The organism is Cobetia sp. 4B (assembly GCF_018831605.1).
GTDB lineage: Bacteria > Pseudomonadota > Gammaproteobacteria > Pseudomonadales > Halomonadaceae > Cobetia > Cobetia amphilecti.
Genome location: NZ_CP059843.1, coordinates 2,591,590 through 2,609,257, shown reverse-complemented (window position 1 = coordinate 2,609,257; position 17,668 = coordinate 2,591,590). Strand labels below are relative to the sequence as shown.

Sequence of the window (17,668 nt, the reverse complement as noted above, 5' to 3'; positions counted from 1 at the left end):
ATACATGCTCTCAACACATGACGCTCACCGGGGCTGACGCAACCCGCATGCCCCCCGGACAGAAGGATCGCACCGATGACAACCCACTCCGAAACCCGCCTGCCGCTGACTGACGTCAAGGTCATCGATTTCGGTCAATACATGGCGGGCCCGGCCGTCGCCATGATCCTCGCCGACCTGGGCGCCACCGTGGTTCACGTCGACCCGCCCGGCGGGCCGATGTGGCAGTCGCCGGCCAACGCCACGCTCAATCGCAACAAGCTGATCGTCTCGCTGAACCTCAAGTCAGAGGAGGGCGTCGAGCAGGCGCTGGCGCTGATCGAGGAGGCCGACATCGTGATCGAGAGCTTCCGCCCCGGGGTCATGAAGCGGCTGGGCATCGACTTCCAGGCCCTGCGCGAGGAGCGCAATGAGCTGATCACGCTGTCGATTCCCGGCTTTGCCTCCAATGACACCCTGCGCCGCGACTGGCGCGCCTTCGAGAGCGTGATCGCCGCCAATTCCGGCGTCTTCACCGACATGGGCCTCAACCGGGTGCTGATGGGCATCAACCCGTCCTTCTCGCCGCTGCCGCTGGGCTCGGCCTACGGCACCATGCTGGCGGCTTCCTCAGTGGTGCTGGCGCTGCAGGCCCGCGAGCGGACCGGCATGGGCGATGAGATCGAGGTGCCGCTGGTCTGCGCGCTGATGGAGGGGCTCTGCTACAACTCGATCAAGATCGAGGGCCTGCCGGAGCGCTACAAGACCCAGCGCGAGAAGGAGATCGAACGCCGGCGTATCGAAGGCCAGCCGATGAATCTCGACTACGACGAGCTGCAGGAGCTGCTCGATCCCTTCTATCGCAGCTACAAGTGCAAGGATGGCCGCATGTTCTATGTGGTCTGTCCGAGTCACCGCGAGCACGCCAAGCGCTGCCTGAAGGTGCTTGGCCTCTACGATGAGCTGGTCGCCGAAGGCATGAGCGAGGAGCCGGATACCTATCGCCCGAGCAGCGAATGGCAATCCGACATGTCGCTGGGCGTCTATCCGTTGCCCAAGTCCTGGGCGGACCATATCGCGGCGCGCATGAAGGAAGTCTTCCTCACGCGCACCTCCAAGGAATGGGAGAAGATCTTCGGCAAGGGCAAGTTCCCCGGCGCGCCGCAGCGCTGGCTGCAGGAGTGGATCCACGATGACCACGCCGAGACGGCGGGCCTGATGGTCGAGGTCGAGGACCCGGAATTCGGGCTGATGATCCAGCCCGGCCCGATGGTGTGGATGGCCGACAGCGGCCAGGAGATGTTGACGCCCAGGCCGCGGCGCTGGGTGAGCGTCACCCATGCGCTGTCGGTGCTGACCCGCATCGAGACCAAGCTGCCGCGGGTGCGGGCACGCAATGCCCGCGATGGCTGGCTGGAAGGCGTCAAGATTCTGGACCTGTGCAACGTGATCGCCGGGCCGCACTCGGTGGCGTATCTGGCGCGCTTCGGTGCCGAGGTCATCAAGGTCGACCCGGCCAAGCCGTTCTATGACTGCTGGAATACCGTCATCTTCGGCCTGTCGCACATGCGCTCCAAGCGCTCGCTGCTGACCGACGTCAGACAGCCCCGCGGGCGCGCCATCCTGGATGAGCTGATTCGCCAGAGTGATGTGGTGGTCTGGAATGCCACCGACCGGCAGGTGGCCTCCATGGGCCTGAGCGAGGAGGCCATGCGCGAGCTGAATCCGGACGCCGTCTTCTGTCAGCTGGACTGCTTCAGTGGCGTGCTCCCCGGGCCGCGCACCAACTACCTCGGCTATGACGATCTGGTGCAGGCCACCACCGGCATCATGCTGCGCTTCGGCGGTAGCATGGACACCCCGGAAGAGCACGCCCACGTCGGCACCATCGATGTCATGTGCGGCTTTGGCGCGTCGCTGGGGATTGCCACCGCGCTGTATCGCAAGCTCAAGACCGGCCGCACCTCGCGCATCAAGACTTCGCTGTCGGCACTGAGCGGTCTGGCCCAGTTGCCGTTCTGCTATGACTATGAGCGCCGTGGCCTGTTCGACGAGCCGTCCGGTCGTGAGGCGACCGGCTACGATGACCTGGCGCGTTTCTATTCGGCCTCCGATGGCATCCTGCTGGTCAGTGCCTATGAATCGGAGCTGGAGAAATTCCGCAAGGTCGAGGGACTGGAAGAATTGCCGGAAATCCCGCGTGAGGAGCGTGCCGCCTACCTGGCACCGCGTTTCATCAGCGCGCGAGCCAATGACTGGGTCGAGCGACTGCAGGCCGCGGATATCGCCGCGGCCGTGTGCGAGAACCTGGAGACATTGCGCTCCTACAACGTCCACCCGGCTGGCGAGCGGACCGGGATCGATGCCGGCAGCTATTCGTTCTCGGTCTACTCGGACCACCCCAGCGGTCACGAGATCACCCAGCTTGACCCCTATGCCATCCGTCCGCGGCGTGGACGCATCTACCCGCTGTCGCCGGCCGAGAAATACGGCGCCTCGACTCGCTCGGTGCTCAAGGGCCTTGATCACAGCGATGAAGAGATCGATCAGTTGATCGAGGAGGGCGTGGTGTCCGAAAGCTGGAGTGAGGAGTACCTGCCAAGCTGATCCCGCCATACGGTGCTTGTCCACCGAGGGCCGCCGACAAAAGCGATCTATAGCGCCTGAGACGTTCCAACGCCCCATCTCGTGATTCACGAGGTGGGGCGTTTTTTTGTGCTGATCGGCTGGCTGATCTCAAGGCGGCTTGTACGTGAGCGCTGCAGGAAAACCTTTCGCGAAGTGGGTCAACTGCACCCATCACGACCCTGCTGTGCGCTGAGCCACCACAGGTGTTGTCTGGCGCTACGTCATTAGTCGCAGGCAGGCGGAAAAACGGGGGGATTGCATGCTGAATAGCCGAGGCTTCCCACCTGCTTGCAATCTGCAAGAACCCAGTCGCCATGCGGGGTGACGGGCCACAAGAGGGGGGCGTCGCAGTGGCATTTTGCAAACATAAGTAAACCTAAGGGGTAACATTAAAAAATAGCGTTTGTCACTGATTGGGCGTGGGTCGATATTGCCTGAGCGCCAACGATAACTATGACAATAACGACATGCCAAACGCCGAGGTCGTACAGAAATGTCCAACCTGATCAAGCAGTATCCCAAGGTTTATGTGCTGGATAATGGACGCATGAAGATGGACAAGAACTTCATGGTCAGCATGCATGATCCCGCCAGTGCGCAGGATCCACACAAGCCGAACACGCTGGTCGAATTCCCTGTCTATACCGTGTTGATTGATCACCCTGATGGCAAGGTATTGTTCGATACTGCCTGCCATCCGGATGGCATGGGCGAGAATGGCCGTTGGCCATCGGCGATCCAGAACCTGCTCCACTTTACCGCCGAAGTGGACGGTCAGGATTGTCATCTGCACAGCCGACTCGAAGAGATTGGCATGAACCCGCGCGAAATCGACTATGTCGTGGTGTCGCACCTGCATCTTGATCACTCAGGATGTCTCGAGCTTTTCATCAATGCACAGATCATCGTTCATCAGGATGAATTCAATGCCGCCCTGGTGCATTACGCCCACAACCGTGATGCCGATGGCTTCATCTGGGCTGATATGGATGCCTGGATAAAGAGCAACCTTGCCTGGCGCATCATCAAGCCGGAAGAAGACAACCTTACCTTGCTGGATGGCATCGAGATTCTCAACTTCGGCAGTGGTCATTCCTACGGGATGCTCGGTCTGAAGATCGAGATGGCCGGCAGCAACAACATCATCCTGGCCTCCGACGCGGTCTACTCCGCCGAGAACTACGGGCCTCCCGCACGCCTGCCCGCCACGCTCTATGACTCCATCGGTTACATGAAGACCATCGAGCGCATCAAGAAACTGTCGGCCGCAAGCAAGGCTGACGTCTGGTTCGGTCATGATGGCGAGCAGTTCAGCACCCTTATCAAATCGACTGATGGATATTACGAATGAATAGCTCAGTGGCGTGCGACATCCAACTGGTAGAGTCCTACCGTGTTCGCGTCTTTGTTCTTGAGGAATACCTCGAGAAGGTGTTGGCATCAGTCAAGACGGCGACCAACCTGAAGTACGGCAATTATGATGGGGTTTCCTGGTGTTCGCATTCCGGTACCGAGCGTTGTACGCCGCGTGCCGGCTGCGATACCTATGCGGGAAATATCGATGAACCCTACATGACGGATTCCACACTGGTCGAATTTTCCATCGTGCGTGACAAGAAGATTCTTGATCAGGTGATTCTGAGTATCTTTGCCAGTCATCCCTGGGATGAGCCGGTCATTTCCATCCAGGAAACCCTGGAAACACGCAAGAATGGTGTGATCTGATTTTTTTGGCGATCCACCCCGTCATTACGCGGCTGTTGAAAGCGCGATTGAGAGCATGATTGAAAGGGCTGTTGCGCACTTGTTGAGCGCCTGTTGATCAACTTTCGCGAGCCAGTCGAGAGCCAGTCGAGAGAGAGAATTGAACGGGCTCCACAGAAAGCCCCCTTTTTACCAGTCTTGCGTTTGGGTAGCGCGCCATTGGCGGGTACGACGTCTTGTTCAAGTACCCGTATTTTTATCGCGCAAGCTGGACACATAATTCAGAGGTGGAACATGAAAGGCAAGATTGCAGTGATGAGTGAGCCGGGCAAATTGGGCTATCAGGAATTCGATGTGCCAGCCCCGGGGCCGGGCGCCGTGGTGGTCAAGGTATTGTGCAGCAACGTCTGCGGGTCAGAGCTGCATATCTGGAAGGGCGAGCATCCCAAGAAGAGCGGTGGTCTGGGACATGAGACCGTCGGGGTGATCGATCAGCTGGGCGAGGGCGTCACGACGGACAATGCCGGTGTGCCGCTGGCCGTGGGCGACCGCATCGCGGCGACCTATTTCATCGCCTGCCAGCGCTGTCCGGCCTGTCAATCCGGCAAGCTGAACCTGTGTGAGAACGCCTACAGCTTCTGGGCCAGATCCCCCCAGGAAGCGCCGCACTTCCACACTACCTTCTCTACCCACTACTTCATCCATCCTGGCCAGTTCTTCTACAAGGTGCCGGACAACGTGCCCGACAAGCTGGCGGCAGGCGCCAACTGCGCCCTGTCACAGGTCTTCTATGGCCTGGATCTGGCGGAGGTCAAGATGCAGGACCACGTCGTGGTCCAGGGCGCTGGTGGCCTCGGCATCTACGCCACGGCGATCGCCCATCGCAAGGGCGCGACTGTCACCGTGATCGACGCCGATGAAGGGCGCCTGGTACTGGCGCGGGAGTTCGGCGCCGACAACGTGATCAACTTCAAGGACTACCCGAGCAAGGAATCGCGTATCGAGCGCCTCAAGGAGTTGACCGGTGGCAATGGCGCCGATGTCTGCCTGGAAGTCGCGGGCGTCCCGGAAGCGTTCGTCGAGGGCATCGAGCTGGTGCGTAGCGGCGGCAAGCTGGTGACGATGGGCAATGTCACGCCGGGCAAGACCATCGCCGTTGACCCGGGCTTCATCACCCGTCAGCAGGTCACCATCATTCCGGTGATGCGCTACCAGCCTCGCTATCTGTGGCACTCGCTGAAATTCCTCAGCGACAACATGACGACATTGCCGTTCGAGAAGCTGCTGGATACCGAGTACTCCCTCGAATGTGTCGAGAATGCGCTGGCCGATTCACTGGCTCGCAAGGTGACACGCGCCTCCATCGTGATGAGCGACGAGGGCTGATTGCCCACAGGGACAGCCTGGCTGTCTCTGCCACTCGCCTCTATCCGCTTCTTCATTCGTCAGCCGCTCAGCCAATGATCCGTGACAGGGGAGTCCCTTGCGCGGCCCATCAAGCGCTCCCTGTCACCGGGGAGCCGCCAGGACATCGTCATGACCGCTTCCATTACCGACTCACAGCTCTTCGCGCCGTTGTTTCACTCCGAGGCCATGCAGGCCGTCTTCAATGATGAGGCGCGGGTAACCGCCATGCTGCAGGCGGAGGCCGCCCTGGCGCGCGCCCAGGCACGGCTCGATATCATTCCTGCCCAGGCAGGCCAGCAGATCGATGACGCCGCGCGCGAGATGCGCGTCGACATGCCGCGCCTGGCACGCGACGCCGGCATCGTGGGCTACCCGGTACTGGGACTGGTGCGTCAACTGTCCGAAGCCGCCGGCCCCTCGGCCAGTGGCTATGTGCACTGGGGGGCGACGACCCAGGACATCATGGATACCGGCACCGTGCTGCAGATACGCGAAGGTCTGGCATTGATCGATCGCGACCTTGAGCGTGTCGAGCAGGCACTGGCGGCGCTGGCACGAGAGCATCGTGAGACGGTGATGGCGGGGCGCACGCATCTGCAACATGCCTTGCCGGTGACCTTCGGCTACAAGGCCGCCATCTGGCTGGACGGCGTGCGGCGAGCGCGTACCCGCCTGAGCGAGATGCAGCCGCGGGTGCTGAACGCCCAGCTGTGGGGCGCTGCCGGCACGCTGGCCTCCATCGAGCACAATGCCGAGGCACTGACCTCAGCCTTCGCCGAGGAGCTGGGGCTGAATGCGCCGCAGGTGCCCTGGCATGCGACCCGCGATGGCTTTGCCGAAGCCGGTTGCCATCTGGCGCTCATGACCGGAGCGCTGGGCAAGATCGCCTTCGACATCATGATCATGTGCATGGATGAGATTGCCGAGCTGTCCGAGCCGTTCGTCAAGGACCGCGGAGCCTCTTCCACCATGCCGCAGAAGCGTAACCCCATCTCCTGCGAGGTGATTCGTGGCTGCAACATGGGCGTCAAGAAGGCGGCCGCGCTGCTGATGGATGCCCAGGAAGCCGATTTCGAACGCGCAACCGGCCCCTGGCATGCCGAGTGGATCGGGCTCCCGCAGGCCTTCGTGCTTGCCCATTGCGCGGTCTCCCAGGCGGTCTTCGTGCTCGAGGGGCTGGAAGTCTTCCCGCAGCAGATGGAGAAGAATCTGGGGCTGAGTCAGGGCCTGATCGTGGCCGAATCGGCGATGATGGCGCTGGCCAAGGGCATGGGGCGTCAGGAAGCCCACGATGTCGTCTATGCGGCCTGCCGTGACGCGCAACGTGACGGTATCTCGCTGCATGCCGCGCTGTGCGCCAATCCGGCCGTCACCGGTCACCTGAGTCCGGAGCAGCTGGCCACCGTGCTGTCGCCTGCCTCCTACCTGGGCATGGCGACCACCATCGTCGATCGCATGACGACGTCGGCCCGGGCTGACTGACCCTCTGCGCCAATTAAAGGACCAGAGCTTGAAAGACAGGTCTTGACTACAGGATTTGAAAAAAGGATTTGAATAAAAGAATTTGAAAGAAAGGATTTGAGGAATACGTCGCGAGACGACGAGCCATGTTTGCGAAGCGCCATCGCCATGCCTGCCAGGCATCGGCTCGGACTCCTCGGGTGCGCCAACCCGAGGAGCCCACCCCGCATTCAGGCCGAGCGTTCGCCACGCCGATTCAACAGCACCATGCACTTATAACGATAAAAAGGATAACGCCATGTCTTACGCCGCCTCTGATAAGGGCGCGCAGGAGAGATCTGCCTCCGCGCCGTCCAACAGCAATCGCAGAATGCAGATCATCAGCATCCTGATCGTCGCCGCCGTCGCCTTGCCATTGATCCTGTTCCCCGAGCAGGGCAAGCAGTCGATGGACATGATCTTCGGTTGGATGACGCGCAACTTCGACGTCGTCTTCCTGGGCATGCCGCTCGCCTGCATGCTGTTTCTGGTCTATCTCGCCATTTCACGCTTCGGCGACATTCGCCTGAGTGCCCGCCAGACCGACAAGCCCGAGTTCTCCAAGAGCTCGTGGATCATGATGGTCTTCCTGGCCGGCAACGCGACCGGGCTGATGCTGTGGGCGGGCACCGAATGGGGCTTCCACTTCAATTGGCCGCCACTGGGCATGGACGCCAAGGACCCCGCGCTCTACACCATCGGACAGGCCTACGGCATCTTCCATTGGGGGCCTTCCGCCTGGGCCATGTACTGCGTCCCCGCCGTGGCGATGTCCTACATCTTCTATGTACGCCAGACCCACATCTACAACCTCAGTGAGTCCTGCCGTGGCGCTCTGGGCGGGCTGGTGGACGGACCGCTTGGCACCGCGATCAATTACCTGTTCCTGTTCGGCATGCTGGGCGCCGCCGCCACCTCGCTGGGGCTCGGCACTCCGATGATCAGCACTGCGCTGGCGAGTGTCTTCGGTCTGACACCGGGGGTGGAGCTGGATATCGCCATCATTCTGGTCTGCACCGCTGTCTTCACCATCAGTAGCGGTCTTGGGCTGGACAAGGGCATCAAACGACTGAGCATCTTCTCCACCGTCGTCACGCTGGCCATCGTGGCCTACATCCTGCTGGTCGGTCCGACGCACTTCATCATCAGCCTGGGCTTTGATTCCGTCGGCTATACGCTGCAGCACTTCCTCGAGCTGAGCACCGTGACCGACAGCGTGGCCAAGGGCGGCTTCCCGCAGGCATGGACCGTCTTCTACTGGGCCTGGTGGATCGCCTACGCCCCCTTCATGGGCATGTTCGTGACGCGTATCTCCCAAGGGCGCACCATCCGCGAAGTCATCGTCGGCATGCTGGTCTTCGGGACCGCCGGCACCGCGCTGTTCTATGTCGTGGTCGGAGGGTATTCGGTGGATCTGCAGATGACCGGTCAGCTGCAGGTGGCAGAGCTGGTCAATTCCGCGGGGGCGCCGGCGGCGGTCATCGAGGTCTTCAATCAGCTGCCCGGCGCTGCCCTGGTGCTGATCGCGCTGGTCATCTCCGGCATCGTGCTGCTGGCGACCACCTTTGACTCGGCGGCCTATGTGCTGGCCTGTGCCACCTCGCGCCAGCTGGGCGAAGGGCAGGAGCCTGAAAAGAGCAATCGCCTGTTCTGGTGTTTCGTCATCACCATCTTCCCGCTGTCACTGCTGTTCGTGGGTGGCCTGAAGAGTCTGCAGACCGCCTCGATCATCGTCGCCTTGCCGTTGGTGTTCGTGATGATCGCGATGATGATCTCCACCTTCCGCTATCTGCACGCCGATGCGGACTTCGAGAGCGTCAAGATCAAGCTCAAGCCGGTGGAAAAAGTCTGAGAGTGGTCGTAATGCCGCGTGCCTGTCAGGCGAGAGCGTTAGGATGCCAGGCACGCGGCCCCGATCAAGGAAGCGACGGGGTATCGAGGCTCGAAATCGGAAGGTTCGAGCATGGTCCAGGCAGGCAGCAGAGAAGCAGCGATGAAACGTCCCCCTCCCCATAACTGGTTGTTCATCTTCAAGGCCGTCGTCGACGCCGGCTCCATCACGCTGGCGGCTGAACGCCTCAGCGTGACCCAATCCGCGGTGAGCCAGCAGCTCAAGTCGCTGGAAGAGTATCTGGGCAAGCGGTTGATTACCCGCAGCAAGAAGGGCGTGGCGCTGACCGATGTGGGACGCCATTACTACAACGTCATCAAGGTATCGCTGGACAGCATCTCGAACGCGACCGATCAGATGTTCGGCCGTGATCGACGCGACACGGTCACGGTGCGGGCGAACTACTCCTTCGTGGAGCACTGGCTCACCCGCCACCTGCATGAATTCCATGCCCTGTGTCCGGGCGTCTCCTTCGAGCTTTACACCGGGTTCTGGTTGTCGGACTTCGATCAGAGCAGCGCCGGTGTCGAGATTCGCTACGGCGAGGGCGGCTGGGCAGGCTATCACTGCCATCGCCTGAGCCGGGACACCACCTACCCCGTGTGCTCGCCCGAATTGGCCGCTCGGATCACCTCGCTGGAAGACGTCTTGACGCATCCACTGGTGGCCATCATGGGCAATCGCACCGGCTGGCTGGAGTGGGCCCACCAGAATGGCATCCCCCTGCAGAGCTGCCAGCCGGCCCTGTCGGTGGAGAACAATCTGCTGGCCTATGAGCTGGCCGCCAATGGGCCTTACGTCACGCTGGCACTGGACTCGCTGGTCGGTGACCACCTGGCCAGCGGCCAGCTGGTCAAGGTTCCGGGCGGCGAAGTCGCCAGCGTCGAGGATTTCTATGTGCTCGAGCCGGCCAATGGCACCCATACGCCAGGTGAGGCGATGTTCATCGACTGGTTGAAAGGCAAGTTCAAGGCCGGTTCAGCGGCGCCGGAATCTGCGCCGCAACCGGCAGGTATCGCGCGCTGAGTCAGGCAAGCCCCCGGGTTCACGCAAGTCTTCAGTTCACGCAAGCACGTGATTTCACACACGTCATAATCCCTTCGCTATGGCCGGCTCAGGCCGTCATCAGCGAGCTAGATGTCACCAAGAGGACGCCATGAACAATTACAAGCTTTTGATCAATGGACACTGGACCGATGGCAGCAGCGACGTTCGCGAGCAGGTCATCGACCCGGCCAACGAGTCGGTGATCGGGGAGTTCCTGCATGCCAGCGCCGAGGATATCGACGCTGCAGTGGCTTCCGCCAAAGAGGGGCTCGAGGAGTGGAAGACGGTACCGCAGTGGAAGCGCGGTGAGATCCTCAAGCGTTCTGCCGATCTGCTGCGCGCCCGCAAGTCGGACATCGCGGCCATCCTGACCCAGGAGCAGGGCAAGCCGCTGGCGGAGTCAGAGGGTGAGATCGAACGCGCAGCAGACTTCCTGGAGTGGGGCGGTGAAGAAGCGCGTCGTATCGCCGGGCGCTTGATTCAGGGCCGTACGCCGGGCAATCGCATCGAGATTCGCAAGATGCCGGTGGGCGTCGTCGCCGCCTTCTCGCCGTGGAACTTCCCGGTCGTGCTGACGGCCAAGAAGCTGGCGGGGCTGCTGGGGGCGGGTTGCTCCTGCGTGCTCAAGCCGGCGGAAGAGACGCCGGGCTCGTCGATCGCGCTCGTGCAGGCCCTGCTGGATGCCGGTGTCCCGGGCAAGGCCATCAACCTGCTGCTGGGCAAGCCGGGGGATATTTCCTCGCGCCTGATCGAGCATCCTGCCGTGCGCAAGATCACCTTCACCGGCTCATCGCCGGTGGGCAAGCTACTGGCGTCCAAGTCCGGTGAGTACATGAAGCCGGTCACCATGGAGCTGGGTGGCCATTCGCCGGTCATCGTCGCGCAGGACAGCGACGTGGAGAGCGTCGCCAGAATGCTGGTGGCCAAGAAGTTCTTCAACGCCGGTCAGGTCTGTGTCTCGCCGACGCGCTATTTCGTGCACGAGAGTGTCTATGAGCGCTTCGTGGCGACCTTCACTGCCGCTGCCGCCGAGTTGAATGTCGGTGATGGCCGCCAGGCGGGTACGCAGATGGGGCCCTTGGCCAACATCCGTCGTCTGGATGCCATGCAGGCTCTGGTGGATGACGCCTGCCATCGTGGTGCCAAGGTGGAAGTCGGCGGCAAGCGTCTGGGCGACAAGGGCTTCTTCTTCGCCCCGACCGTACTGACGAATGTGCACCCGGAGTCCGAGTTGATGAAGACCGAGATCTTCGGCCCGGTCGTGCCCATTACGCCTTACCGCACGGATGAGGAGGTCATCGCGCTATCCAACAGCGTCGATTACGGCCTGGCGGCCTATGTCTTCACGCACGACCCGACGCGTCAGCAGTTCTTCAAGGACAACATCTATGCGGGCACGATCGGCGTGAATGACGTGCCGGCGCACTTTGCCGAGGTGCCGCTCGGGGGCTGGGGCGATAGCGGCTATGGCGTCGAGGGGGGCATCGAAGCGTTGGATGCCTATATCAAGACCCAGTACGTCAGCCAGTGCTGATCGCCCAAGACCGGCTTGTCTGACCCTGAGCTTGCAGGGGGCAGCTTTCCGCGCATGAGAAGTGCTCAAGCGCTGAGCTTCTTGTGACACGAAGTGAGCGTTGGTGATGCTGCCCATGATAGTGGCGCATCGGCTGGGGTGACCCTCGCGAAGCAAGGGGCGGAAAGACTGCCGCGTCAGGTGCTGACTTCTGCGTGACAGTCGCCGCTCATGAGCGCTTGAGAACCACAGGCCGCCGACATTGACGTGTCGGCGGCCTGTTCGCGTCTGGCGGAAACTTGGTCGAGGAAGGCGTGAGGATGGTGTGAGTTGGGCGCAGAAGGGGGAGCGCGCAGCGCGATGTTGATGAATGAAATTCATGTTTGTATGAGAAAATACCGTGTCGCGATTCATGCTCCCCGCGGTTGCCGGGAAAGTATAATGCGCGTGGAATAAAAAAATGTATAATACCGCGCTCTTTTCATTACGAAAAATTATTGAATACAGCGAACTGCCCGAGCAAGAGCGACGTCTCGCCCCTCTTGCTCGGGCTTTCTCACTAAGGTGGTAGTCGTGCAAGAAGCAGTTCCCCCCGCCAGTGATGGCGATCATCTGGACCCGCGTGTCTTCATCCCCGCCGTATTGGTCATCCTGGCCTTCATCGGCCCGGTCATCCTGTTCCCGGATGCCAGCACCGCGCTGATCAATGCCGCTTTCTCCTTCGCCACCGGCAAGTTCGGCTGGCTGTATCTGGTGGCCGGCCTGAGCGTCGTCGGATTCCTCATCTGGCTGGCCTTCAGCCGCTACGGCAACGTCCGACTGGGCGGGGCAGAGGACACGCCCGATTTCTCCTACTTCAGCTGGGTGGCGATGATCTTCACCTGCGGGATGGGGATCGCGATCGTCAACTGGGCGTGGGTCGAGCCGATCTACTACTACACCTCGCCGGCCTATCACGTGGCGGCCAAGAGCCGTGAGGCCGCGGAGTGGGCGCTGGCCTTCGGTCAGTTCCACTGGGGGCTGACGCCGTGGGCCTTCTATTGCCTGCCGGGCCTGCCGATCGCCTACTCCATGTACGTCAAGAAGCGTGATGGCGTGCGTCTGTCCGTCGCCTCGCGCGGCGTGCTGGGTCGTCATGCGGATGGCGCCTGGGGCGTGCTGCTGGATTCCATCGTCGTGTTCGGGATCGTCGGCGGCGTCGGCACTTCGCTGGGGCTGGCGGTACCGCTGGTGTCACAGCTGGTCAGCGGCATCCTGGGCATGGAAGCCAACTTCGGGCTGGAAGTCGCGGTACTGTGCATCTGGACGGCGATGTTCTCCGCCAGTGTCTGGTTCGGCCTGGCCAAGGGCATCAAGATTCTCTCTGACGTCAACGTGATCCTGGCGATCTTCCTGCTGGCCTTCACCTTCATCGTCGGTGACTCGCAGTTCATGGTCGAAGGCTTCGTCAACAGCCTCGGCAAGACCCTGGGCAACTTCATCCCGATGAGCCTGTGGACCGACCCGGCGGGGGATTCCACCTTCTGGAAGGACTGGACCGTCTTCTACTGGGCCTGGTGGATCGCCTACGCGCCGATGGTGGGTCTGTTCGTGGCGCGTATCTCGCGCGGCCGTACCATCCGTGAGCTGATCATCGCGGAGCTGGTGTTCGGCTCGCTGGGGACCTGGGTGTTCTTCGCGGTGTGGGGCGGTTACGCGCTGGACCTGCAGATCAGCGGCGCGCTGGACATCAAGGCGCTGCTGGACAGCGGCGGTATCCCGCTGGCGGTGGAAGGCATTCTGCAGACCCTGCCGTATGCCAAGCTGGTCACGGTGGCCTTCATCCTGCTGTGCTTCATCTTCCTGGCGACCACGCTGGACAGCTCGGCCTACGTGCTGGCCTCGGTGACCTCACGCAAGTTGTCCGGGTATCAGGAGCCCAAGCGCTCGTTCCGCTTGATCTGGGCCTTCCTGATCGCGGCCGTCGGCGTTGCGCTGATCCAGCTGGGTGGCCTGCAGACGGTGCAGACCTCGACCATCGTGGTGGCGCTGCCGATGATTCCGGTGATGCTGATTCTGGCGCTCTCGATGCTGCGCTGGCTCAAGAATGACTTCCCCAAGGAAGAGCTGAATCCGGTACTGGTCATCGATGACATGCCGGCCTTCCAGCGCAAGCCGAAGAAGATGAATCGTCAGGCGTAACCGCGCCATGCGCTGAAAGAGACGTCGCAAGACCTAACGACAAGGGCCCCTCAACATGAGGGGCCCTTGTCGTTTCTGGCGTATGCCAACGCCTGACAAGGCGCAGGTTTGGCCTGGCTCAGGCTTACCATGCCCGGCCCTTCGCTCGGCCATGTCTCTCGGCCATGTCTCTCGGTCCTTCCTCTTTGTCATCTCAGGCAGGGCCGAGCAAGCCAAATAGCGCTTGGCAAGAGGTGCTCAACAGTAGGCTCTCAGCAACAGGCGGCCGGCAGCGGACGACAAGGCAAAAAAGGGGGAGTGCACGGATGGTGGGACTTCATCCACGTGTATTCGTGGTGGGCGACGGCCAGCATCGAGTATCTTGAGACGCCCGGATTGGATGACAGGACGCAACAATCCTCGCCTGAACGTCTGGCCCTCAGCCCTTGGCTTGGCGGTCTTTCGCTGGGCGATTGATGACGGTGAAGTTTGCATCTGACCTGAAAACCGCAGCAGCACGACACCTGTATGCATGAACATGCAGCAAGTCGTGGCCGTCGTGCCGGACGCCACCTCGGGTTCTTCGCTGGCGGGATGAATAAACTGGTGCTTATATTGCAACACATTAGGTTTTCGCTATTCCCTGGTTAGTTATTATTTATTTTTGCTATGGGAACTTCTCGCCAATACTCCTCGCCCCGTTACTCCCTGATTTAACGAGGAATTTGCGAGATGCTGAACGTACGTTTTCCCATGAAGACCCTGACGGCCGTGATGGCGCTGGGCCTTTCTGCCAGCAGTCTGGCGCAGCAGGAAGTGATGACTCGCTCCAATGGTGCGCCGGTCGGCAACAACCAGAACTCCCTGACCGCCGGCCCGAACGGCCCGACACTCCTGCAGGACCACCACCTGCTGGAGAAGCTGGCGCACTTCGAGCGTGAGCGCATTCCGGAGCGTGTCGTCCACGCTCGCGGTACCGGTGCCTACGGTGAGTTCCGTGCCACCGCGGACCTGACCGACCTGACCGTCGCGGCACCTTTCCAGGACAAGGGCCAGGTGACGCCGGTCTTCGTGCGCTTCTCCAGCGTGATCAACAGCAAGGGCTCGCCGGAGACCCTGCGCGACCCGCGTGGCTTCGCCGTCAAGTTCTACACCGAGCAGGGCAACTGGGACATCGTGGGCATCAACTTCCCGGTGTTCTTCATCCGCGATGCGATGAAGTTCCCGGACATGATCCATGCGCTGAAGCCGGACCCGCGTACCAACCTGCAGGACCCGAATCGCTACTTCGATTTCTTCAGCCATATCCCCGAAAGCACCAACATGCTGACCTACCTCTACTCGCCGCTGGGGATTCCGACCAGCCTGCGTGAGATGGATGGTTCCGGCGTGCATGCCTTCAAGTTCGTCAATGCCGAAGGCGACTGGAAGTACGTGAAGTTCACCTGGAAGTCGCGTCAGGGCAACCACGGCATGACGCCGCAAGAAGCTGCCAAGGTGCAGTCCACTGACTTCAACCATCTGACCGATGACCTCTACACCCATCTGGATGCCGGCGATGACCCGGTCTGGGATCTCTATATCCAGACCCTGGACCCGAGCAAGCTGAACAGCTTCGATTTCAATCCGCTCGATACCACCAAGATGTGGCCGGAAGACCTGATTCCTGCCCGCAAGGTCGGTGAGCTGACGCTGAATCGTACGCCGGACAACTTCTTCCAGGAAACCGAGCAGGCGGCCATGTCGCCGGCCAACCTGGTGCCGGGTGTCGAGCCGTCCGAAGACCGCATGCTGCAGGGGCGTCTGTTCGCCTACGCCGATGCCCAGCGTTATCGCCTGGGAGCCAACTTCATGCAGCTGCCGGTGAATGCGCCCAAGAATGAGGTGCACAACAACCATCAGGACGGCGCGGGTTACTCCAAGCCGCGTTCCGGCTCCATCAACTATCAGCCGAGCCGCAACGCCGACTCGCTGGTGGATGACAGCCAGTACGAGTACAAGCGCTACACCCTGAATGGCACCACCCAGCAGCAGCCGATCGGCAAGCAGCAGAACTTCGCTCAGGCCGGTGAACTGTATCGCTCCTTCTCCGAGCAGGATCAGGACGCTCTGATCCAGGCGCTGGGGACTGACCTGGGCAAGGTCAAGAACGAGGAGATCCGCGAGATCATGGTCAGCCACTTCTACCAGGCCGACCACGAATACGGTGAGCGTCTGGCCAAGGTGGCAGACGTCGACATGGACGACGTGGAAGAGCTGATCGAGGACTGAGACATCTGAGTCAGCGGCTGAAAGCAAAGCGTATGAAGAAAAGCGTGATGCGATCGCGATCAACCGCTGCCGGAAGTCCCGGGCCTGTTTCACCCGGCAGGGGAGCTTGCGCTCCTCTGCCGGCCGGCACACGAGCGCAACATGTGCGCCAGACGAGCGCAACACGAGCGAAAGACGAGAGAGGAGCGCAAGATGCATACGATGCGAGCCACAGACCCCATCGGGCAGCAACACGGCCTGGGCAGAAGATGGCTGGCGGTGTTGGCCAGTCTGCTGATGATGGTGATGGCGGGGCAGGCTGTCGCGGCTGGCGACATCGATATCTTAGACGCCGCACGCGATGGCGACAATGCCGCGATCCGTGAATATGTTCAGCAGGGCGGTGATCTCTCGGTCACCAATTCACGCAGCTATACCCCTTTCATTCTCGCGGCCTACTACGGGCATACCGACACCCTGGCGCTACTGAAGTCTGCCGGTGCTGACGCCTGTGCACTCGATGAGAAGGGCAGCAATGCCTTCATGGGGGTAGCGTTTCGCGGCTTTGACGAAACAGCCAGATGGCTGATCGCCAATACCGACTGTGATGTGAATCATCGCAATTACAGTGGCCAGACGGCGCTGATGATGGCGTCCCTGTTCGGCAATGAAGACATCATCAAGCTGTTGCTGCAGGCAGGGGCGGACCCCTCGATCCAGGATGCGCGTGGCAATACTGCGCAGTCATTGGCCGCGGCCCAGGGCCTGTCACGTATCGTGACATTGGTGAAGTTCAATATGTGAGGTCAGGCGTGGTCAAGGGTGGCCAGTGAAGCCTGTTCGGGCAATCAATCGGCTGACAACGCGCTTGGCTCACAGGCCCTTGGCTCACAGGCCCTTGGCGCCACCAACCTGACGTTCTATCGACTTTACGTTCTATCGATCTTGAGCTCTATCAATCTGACGTTCAGCAAATCGCTAGTCTTGCAGATCTGACCAACCCAACCCAACGCAAAAGACGAGAAGTGACATCATGAAAGCCATGAAAGTACTGTGTGTGACAGCTGCGCTGTGTGCTGTGAGCAATGCGGCATTTGCCGACAATGGCGAAAGCGACACCCGTGTCCGTGAGGCGTTGAGCGAGAGCCGTATCATGGGGCAGGCGCAGCCGGCCGAGCGCAGCACGCAAGTCTATGTGGAAAGCGGCATGAGCGTGGCGGCAGGCAGGGTGCAGCATGCCTTGAGTGAAGAAGGCAGCCGCGGACATGCTCGCAAGTGGGCCATTGAAGACAAGAATCACGCGACGGATTTCGTGAATGATGCCGGCAAGAGTGTTCCCGCCACCCGCATCGAGCATGCCTTGAGCGAGAGCGCCTGACAGCCGATATCACCTCCGGGATGGAGTGTGCGTGACATCATGGTCGAGTCTTTCTGAGCGCTAGCTGCCAGCCAGCAATGATCAGCACGACACAATAACGTGAAGCCCGCCATTTGCGGAAAGACGCTTGACCATGACGATGTCATCTTGCTCCCGGAACCGGCAGGAACCCTTCAGCAAGGATTCTTGTTGAACCACGCGTTCAATCGCT

Annotated in this window: 12 protein-coding genes; all 12 read left to right on the top strand. The window is 61.0% G+C overall.

Going from position 1 to position 17,668, the window contains the following annotated elements:
* Window positions 1-75 precede the first annotated feature (75 nt).
* The 12 genes from H2O77_RS10870 (at window position 76) to H2O77_RS10815 (ending at window position 17,457) form a co-directional block, all read left to right on the top strand.
* Entirely contained in the window at window positions 76-2,586 is a 2,511-nt protein-coding gene (locus H2O77_RS10870) for a CoA transferase (protein WP_215823028.1), read from the top strand.
* Window positions 2,587-3,100: 514 nt separating this feature from the next.
* On the top strand, window positions 3,101-3,958 hold the full coding sequence (locus H2O77_RS10865; RefSeq protein ID WP_215823027.1) for an N-acyl homoserine lactonase family protein: 858 nt from the start codon (window positions 3,101-3,103) through the stop codon (window positions 3,956-3,958).
* Entirely contained in the window at window positions 3,955-4,332 is a 378-nt protein-coding gene (locus H2O77_RS10860; RefSeq protein ID WP_107334499.1) for a hypothetical protein, read from the top strand. Before H2O77_RS10865 ends, H2O77_RS10860 begins: the two co-directional genes overlap by 4 nt.
* A gap of 273 nt (window positions 4,333-4,605) precedes the next feature.
* Window positions 4,606-5,697 (top strand): zinc-binding dehydrogenase, encoded by a 1,092-nt coding sequence (locus tag H2O77_RS10855; RefSeq protein ID WP_215823026.1) that lies wholly within the window; start codon window positions 4,606-4,608, stop codon window positions 5,695-5,697.
* A 150-nt stretch (window positions 5,698-5,847) separates the two neighbouring features.
* Complete coding sequence (locus tag H2O77_RS10850; protein ID WP_215823025.1) at window positions 5,848-7,200, top strand: adenylosuccinate lyase family protein; 1,353 nt, start codon at window positions 5,848-5,850, stop codon at window positions 7,198-7,200.
* A gap of 277 nt (window positions 7,201-7,477) precedes the next feature.
* Window positions 7,478-9,070, top strand: coding sequence for a BCCT family transporter (locus tag H2O77_RS10845; RefSeq protein ID WP_107334502.1), 1,593 nt, complete (start codon window positions 7,478-7,480; stop codon window positions 9,068-9,070).
* A 141-nt stretch (window positions 9,071-9,211) separates the two neighbouring features.
* Window positions 9,212-10,135, top strand: a complete 924-nt coding sequence (locus H2O77_RS10840; RefSeq protein WP_215823024.1) for a LysR substrate-binding domain-containing protein — start codon at window positions 9,212-9,214, stop codon at window positions 10,133-10,135.
* 130 nt (window positions 10,136-10,265) lie between these two features.
* Window positions 10,266-11,690 (top strand): NAD-dependent succinate-semialdehyde dehydrogenase, encoded by a 1,425-nt coding sequence (locus H2O77_RS10835; protein ID WP_215823023.1) that lies wholly within the window; start codon window positions 10,266-10,268, stop codon window positions 11,688-11,690.
* A 552-nt stretch (window positions 11,691-12,242) separates the two neighbouring features.
* The gene (locus H2O77_RS10830) at window positions 12,243-13,850 is read left to right on the top strand and encodes a BCCT family transporter (RefSeq protein WP_215823022.1); all 1,608 of its coding nucleotides are present in this window, start codon (window positions 12,243-12,245) and stop codon (window positions 13,848-13,850) included.
* A gap of 711 nt (window positions 13,851-14,561) precedes the next feature.
* Window positions 14,562-16,100 (top strand): catalase, encoded by a 1,539-nt coding sequence (locus H2O77_RS10825; protein WP_276315201.1) that lies wholly within the window; start codon window positions 14,562-14,564, stop codon window positions 16,098-16,100.
* Window positions 16,101-16,292: 192 nt separating this feature from the next.
* Window positions 16,293-16,883, top strand: coding sequence for an ankyrin repeat domain-containing protein (locus tag H2O77_RS10820; protein WP_215823021.1), 591 nt, complete (start codon window positions 16,293-16,295; stop codon window positions 16,881-16,883).
* Window positions 16,884-17,112: 229 nt separating this feature from the next.
* The gene (locus H2O77_RS10815) at window positions 17,113-17,457 is read left to right on the top strand and encodes a hypothetical protein (RefSeq protein WP_153636037.1); all 345 of its coding nucleotides are present in this window, start codon (window positions 17,113-17,115) and stop codon (window positions 17,455-17,457) included.
* Window positions 17,458-17,668: the final 211 nt, after the last annotated feature.

Bases quoted from the DNA above. Each gene is read 5' to 3' on its own strand.
- H2O77_RS10835 (WP_215823023.1), top strand. From the start codon at position 10,266: ATGAACAATTACAAGCTTTTGATCAATGGACACTGGACCGATGGCAGC.
- H2O77_RS10855 (WP_215823026.1), top strand. From the start codon at position 4,606: ATGAAAGGCAAGATTGCAGTGATGAGTGAGCCGGGCAAATTGGGCTAT.
- H2O77_RS10845 (WP_107334502.1), top strand. From the start codon at position 7,478: ATGTCTTACGCCGCCTCTGATAAGGGCGCGCAGGAGAGATCTGCCTCC.
- H2O77_RS10850 (WP_215823025.1), top strand. From the start codon at position 5,848: ATGACCGCTTCCATTACCGACTCACAGCTCTTCGCGCCGTTGTTTCAC.
- H2O77_RS10865 (WP_215823027.1), top strand. From the start codon at position 3,101: ATGTCCAACCTGATCAAGCAGTATCCCAAGGTTTATGTGCTGGATAAT.
- H2O77_RS10840 (WP_215823024.1), top strand. From the start codon at position 9,212: ATGAAACGTCCCCCTCCCCATAACTGGTTGTTCATCTTCAAGGCCGTC.
- H2O77_RS10825 (WP_276315201.1), top strand. From the start codon at position 14,562: ATGCTGAACGTACGTTTTCCCATGAAGACCCTGACGGCCGTGATGGCG.
- H2O77_RS10820 (WP_215823021.1), top strand. From the start codon at position 16,293: ATGCATACGATGCGAGCCACAGACCCCATCGGGCAGCAACACGGCCTG.
- H2O77_RS10870 (WP_215823028.1), top strand. From the start codon at position 76: ATGACAACCCACTCCGAAACCCGCCTGCCGCTGACTGACGTCAAGGTC.
- H2O77_RS10815 (WP_153636037.1), top strand. From the start codon at position 17,113: ATGAAAGCCATGAAAGTACTGTGTGTGACAGCTGCGCTGTGTGCTGTG.
- H2O77_RS10860 (WP_107334499.1), top strand. From the start codon at position 3,955: ATGAATAGCTCAGTGGCGTGCGACATCCAACTGGTAGAGTCCTACCGT.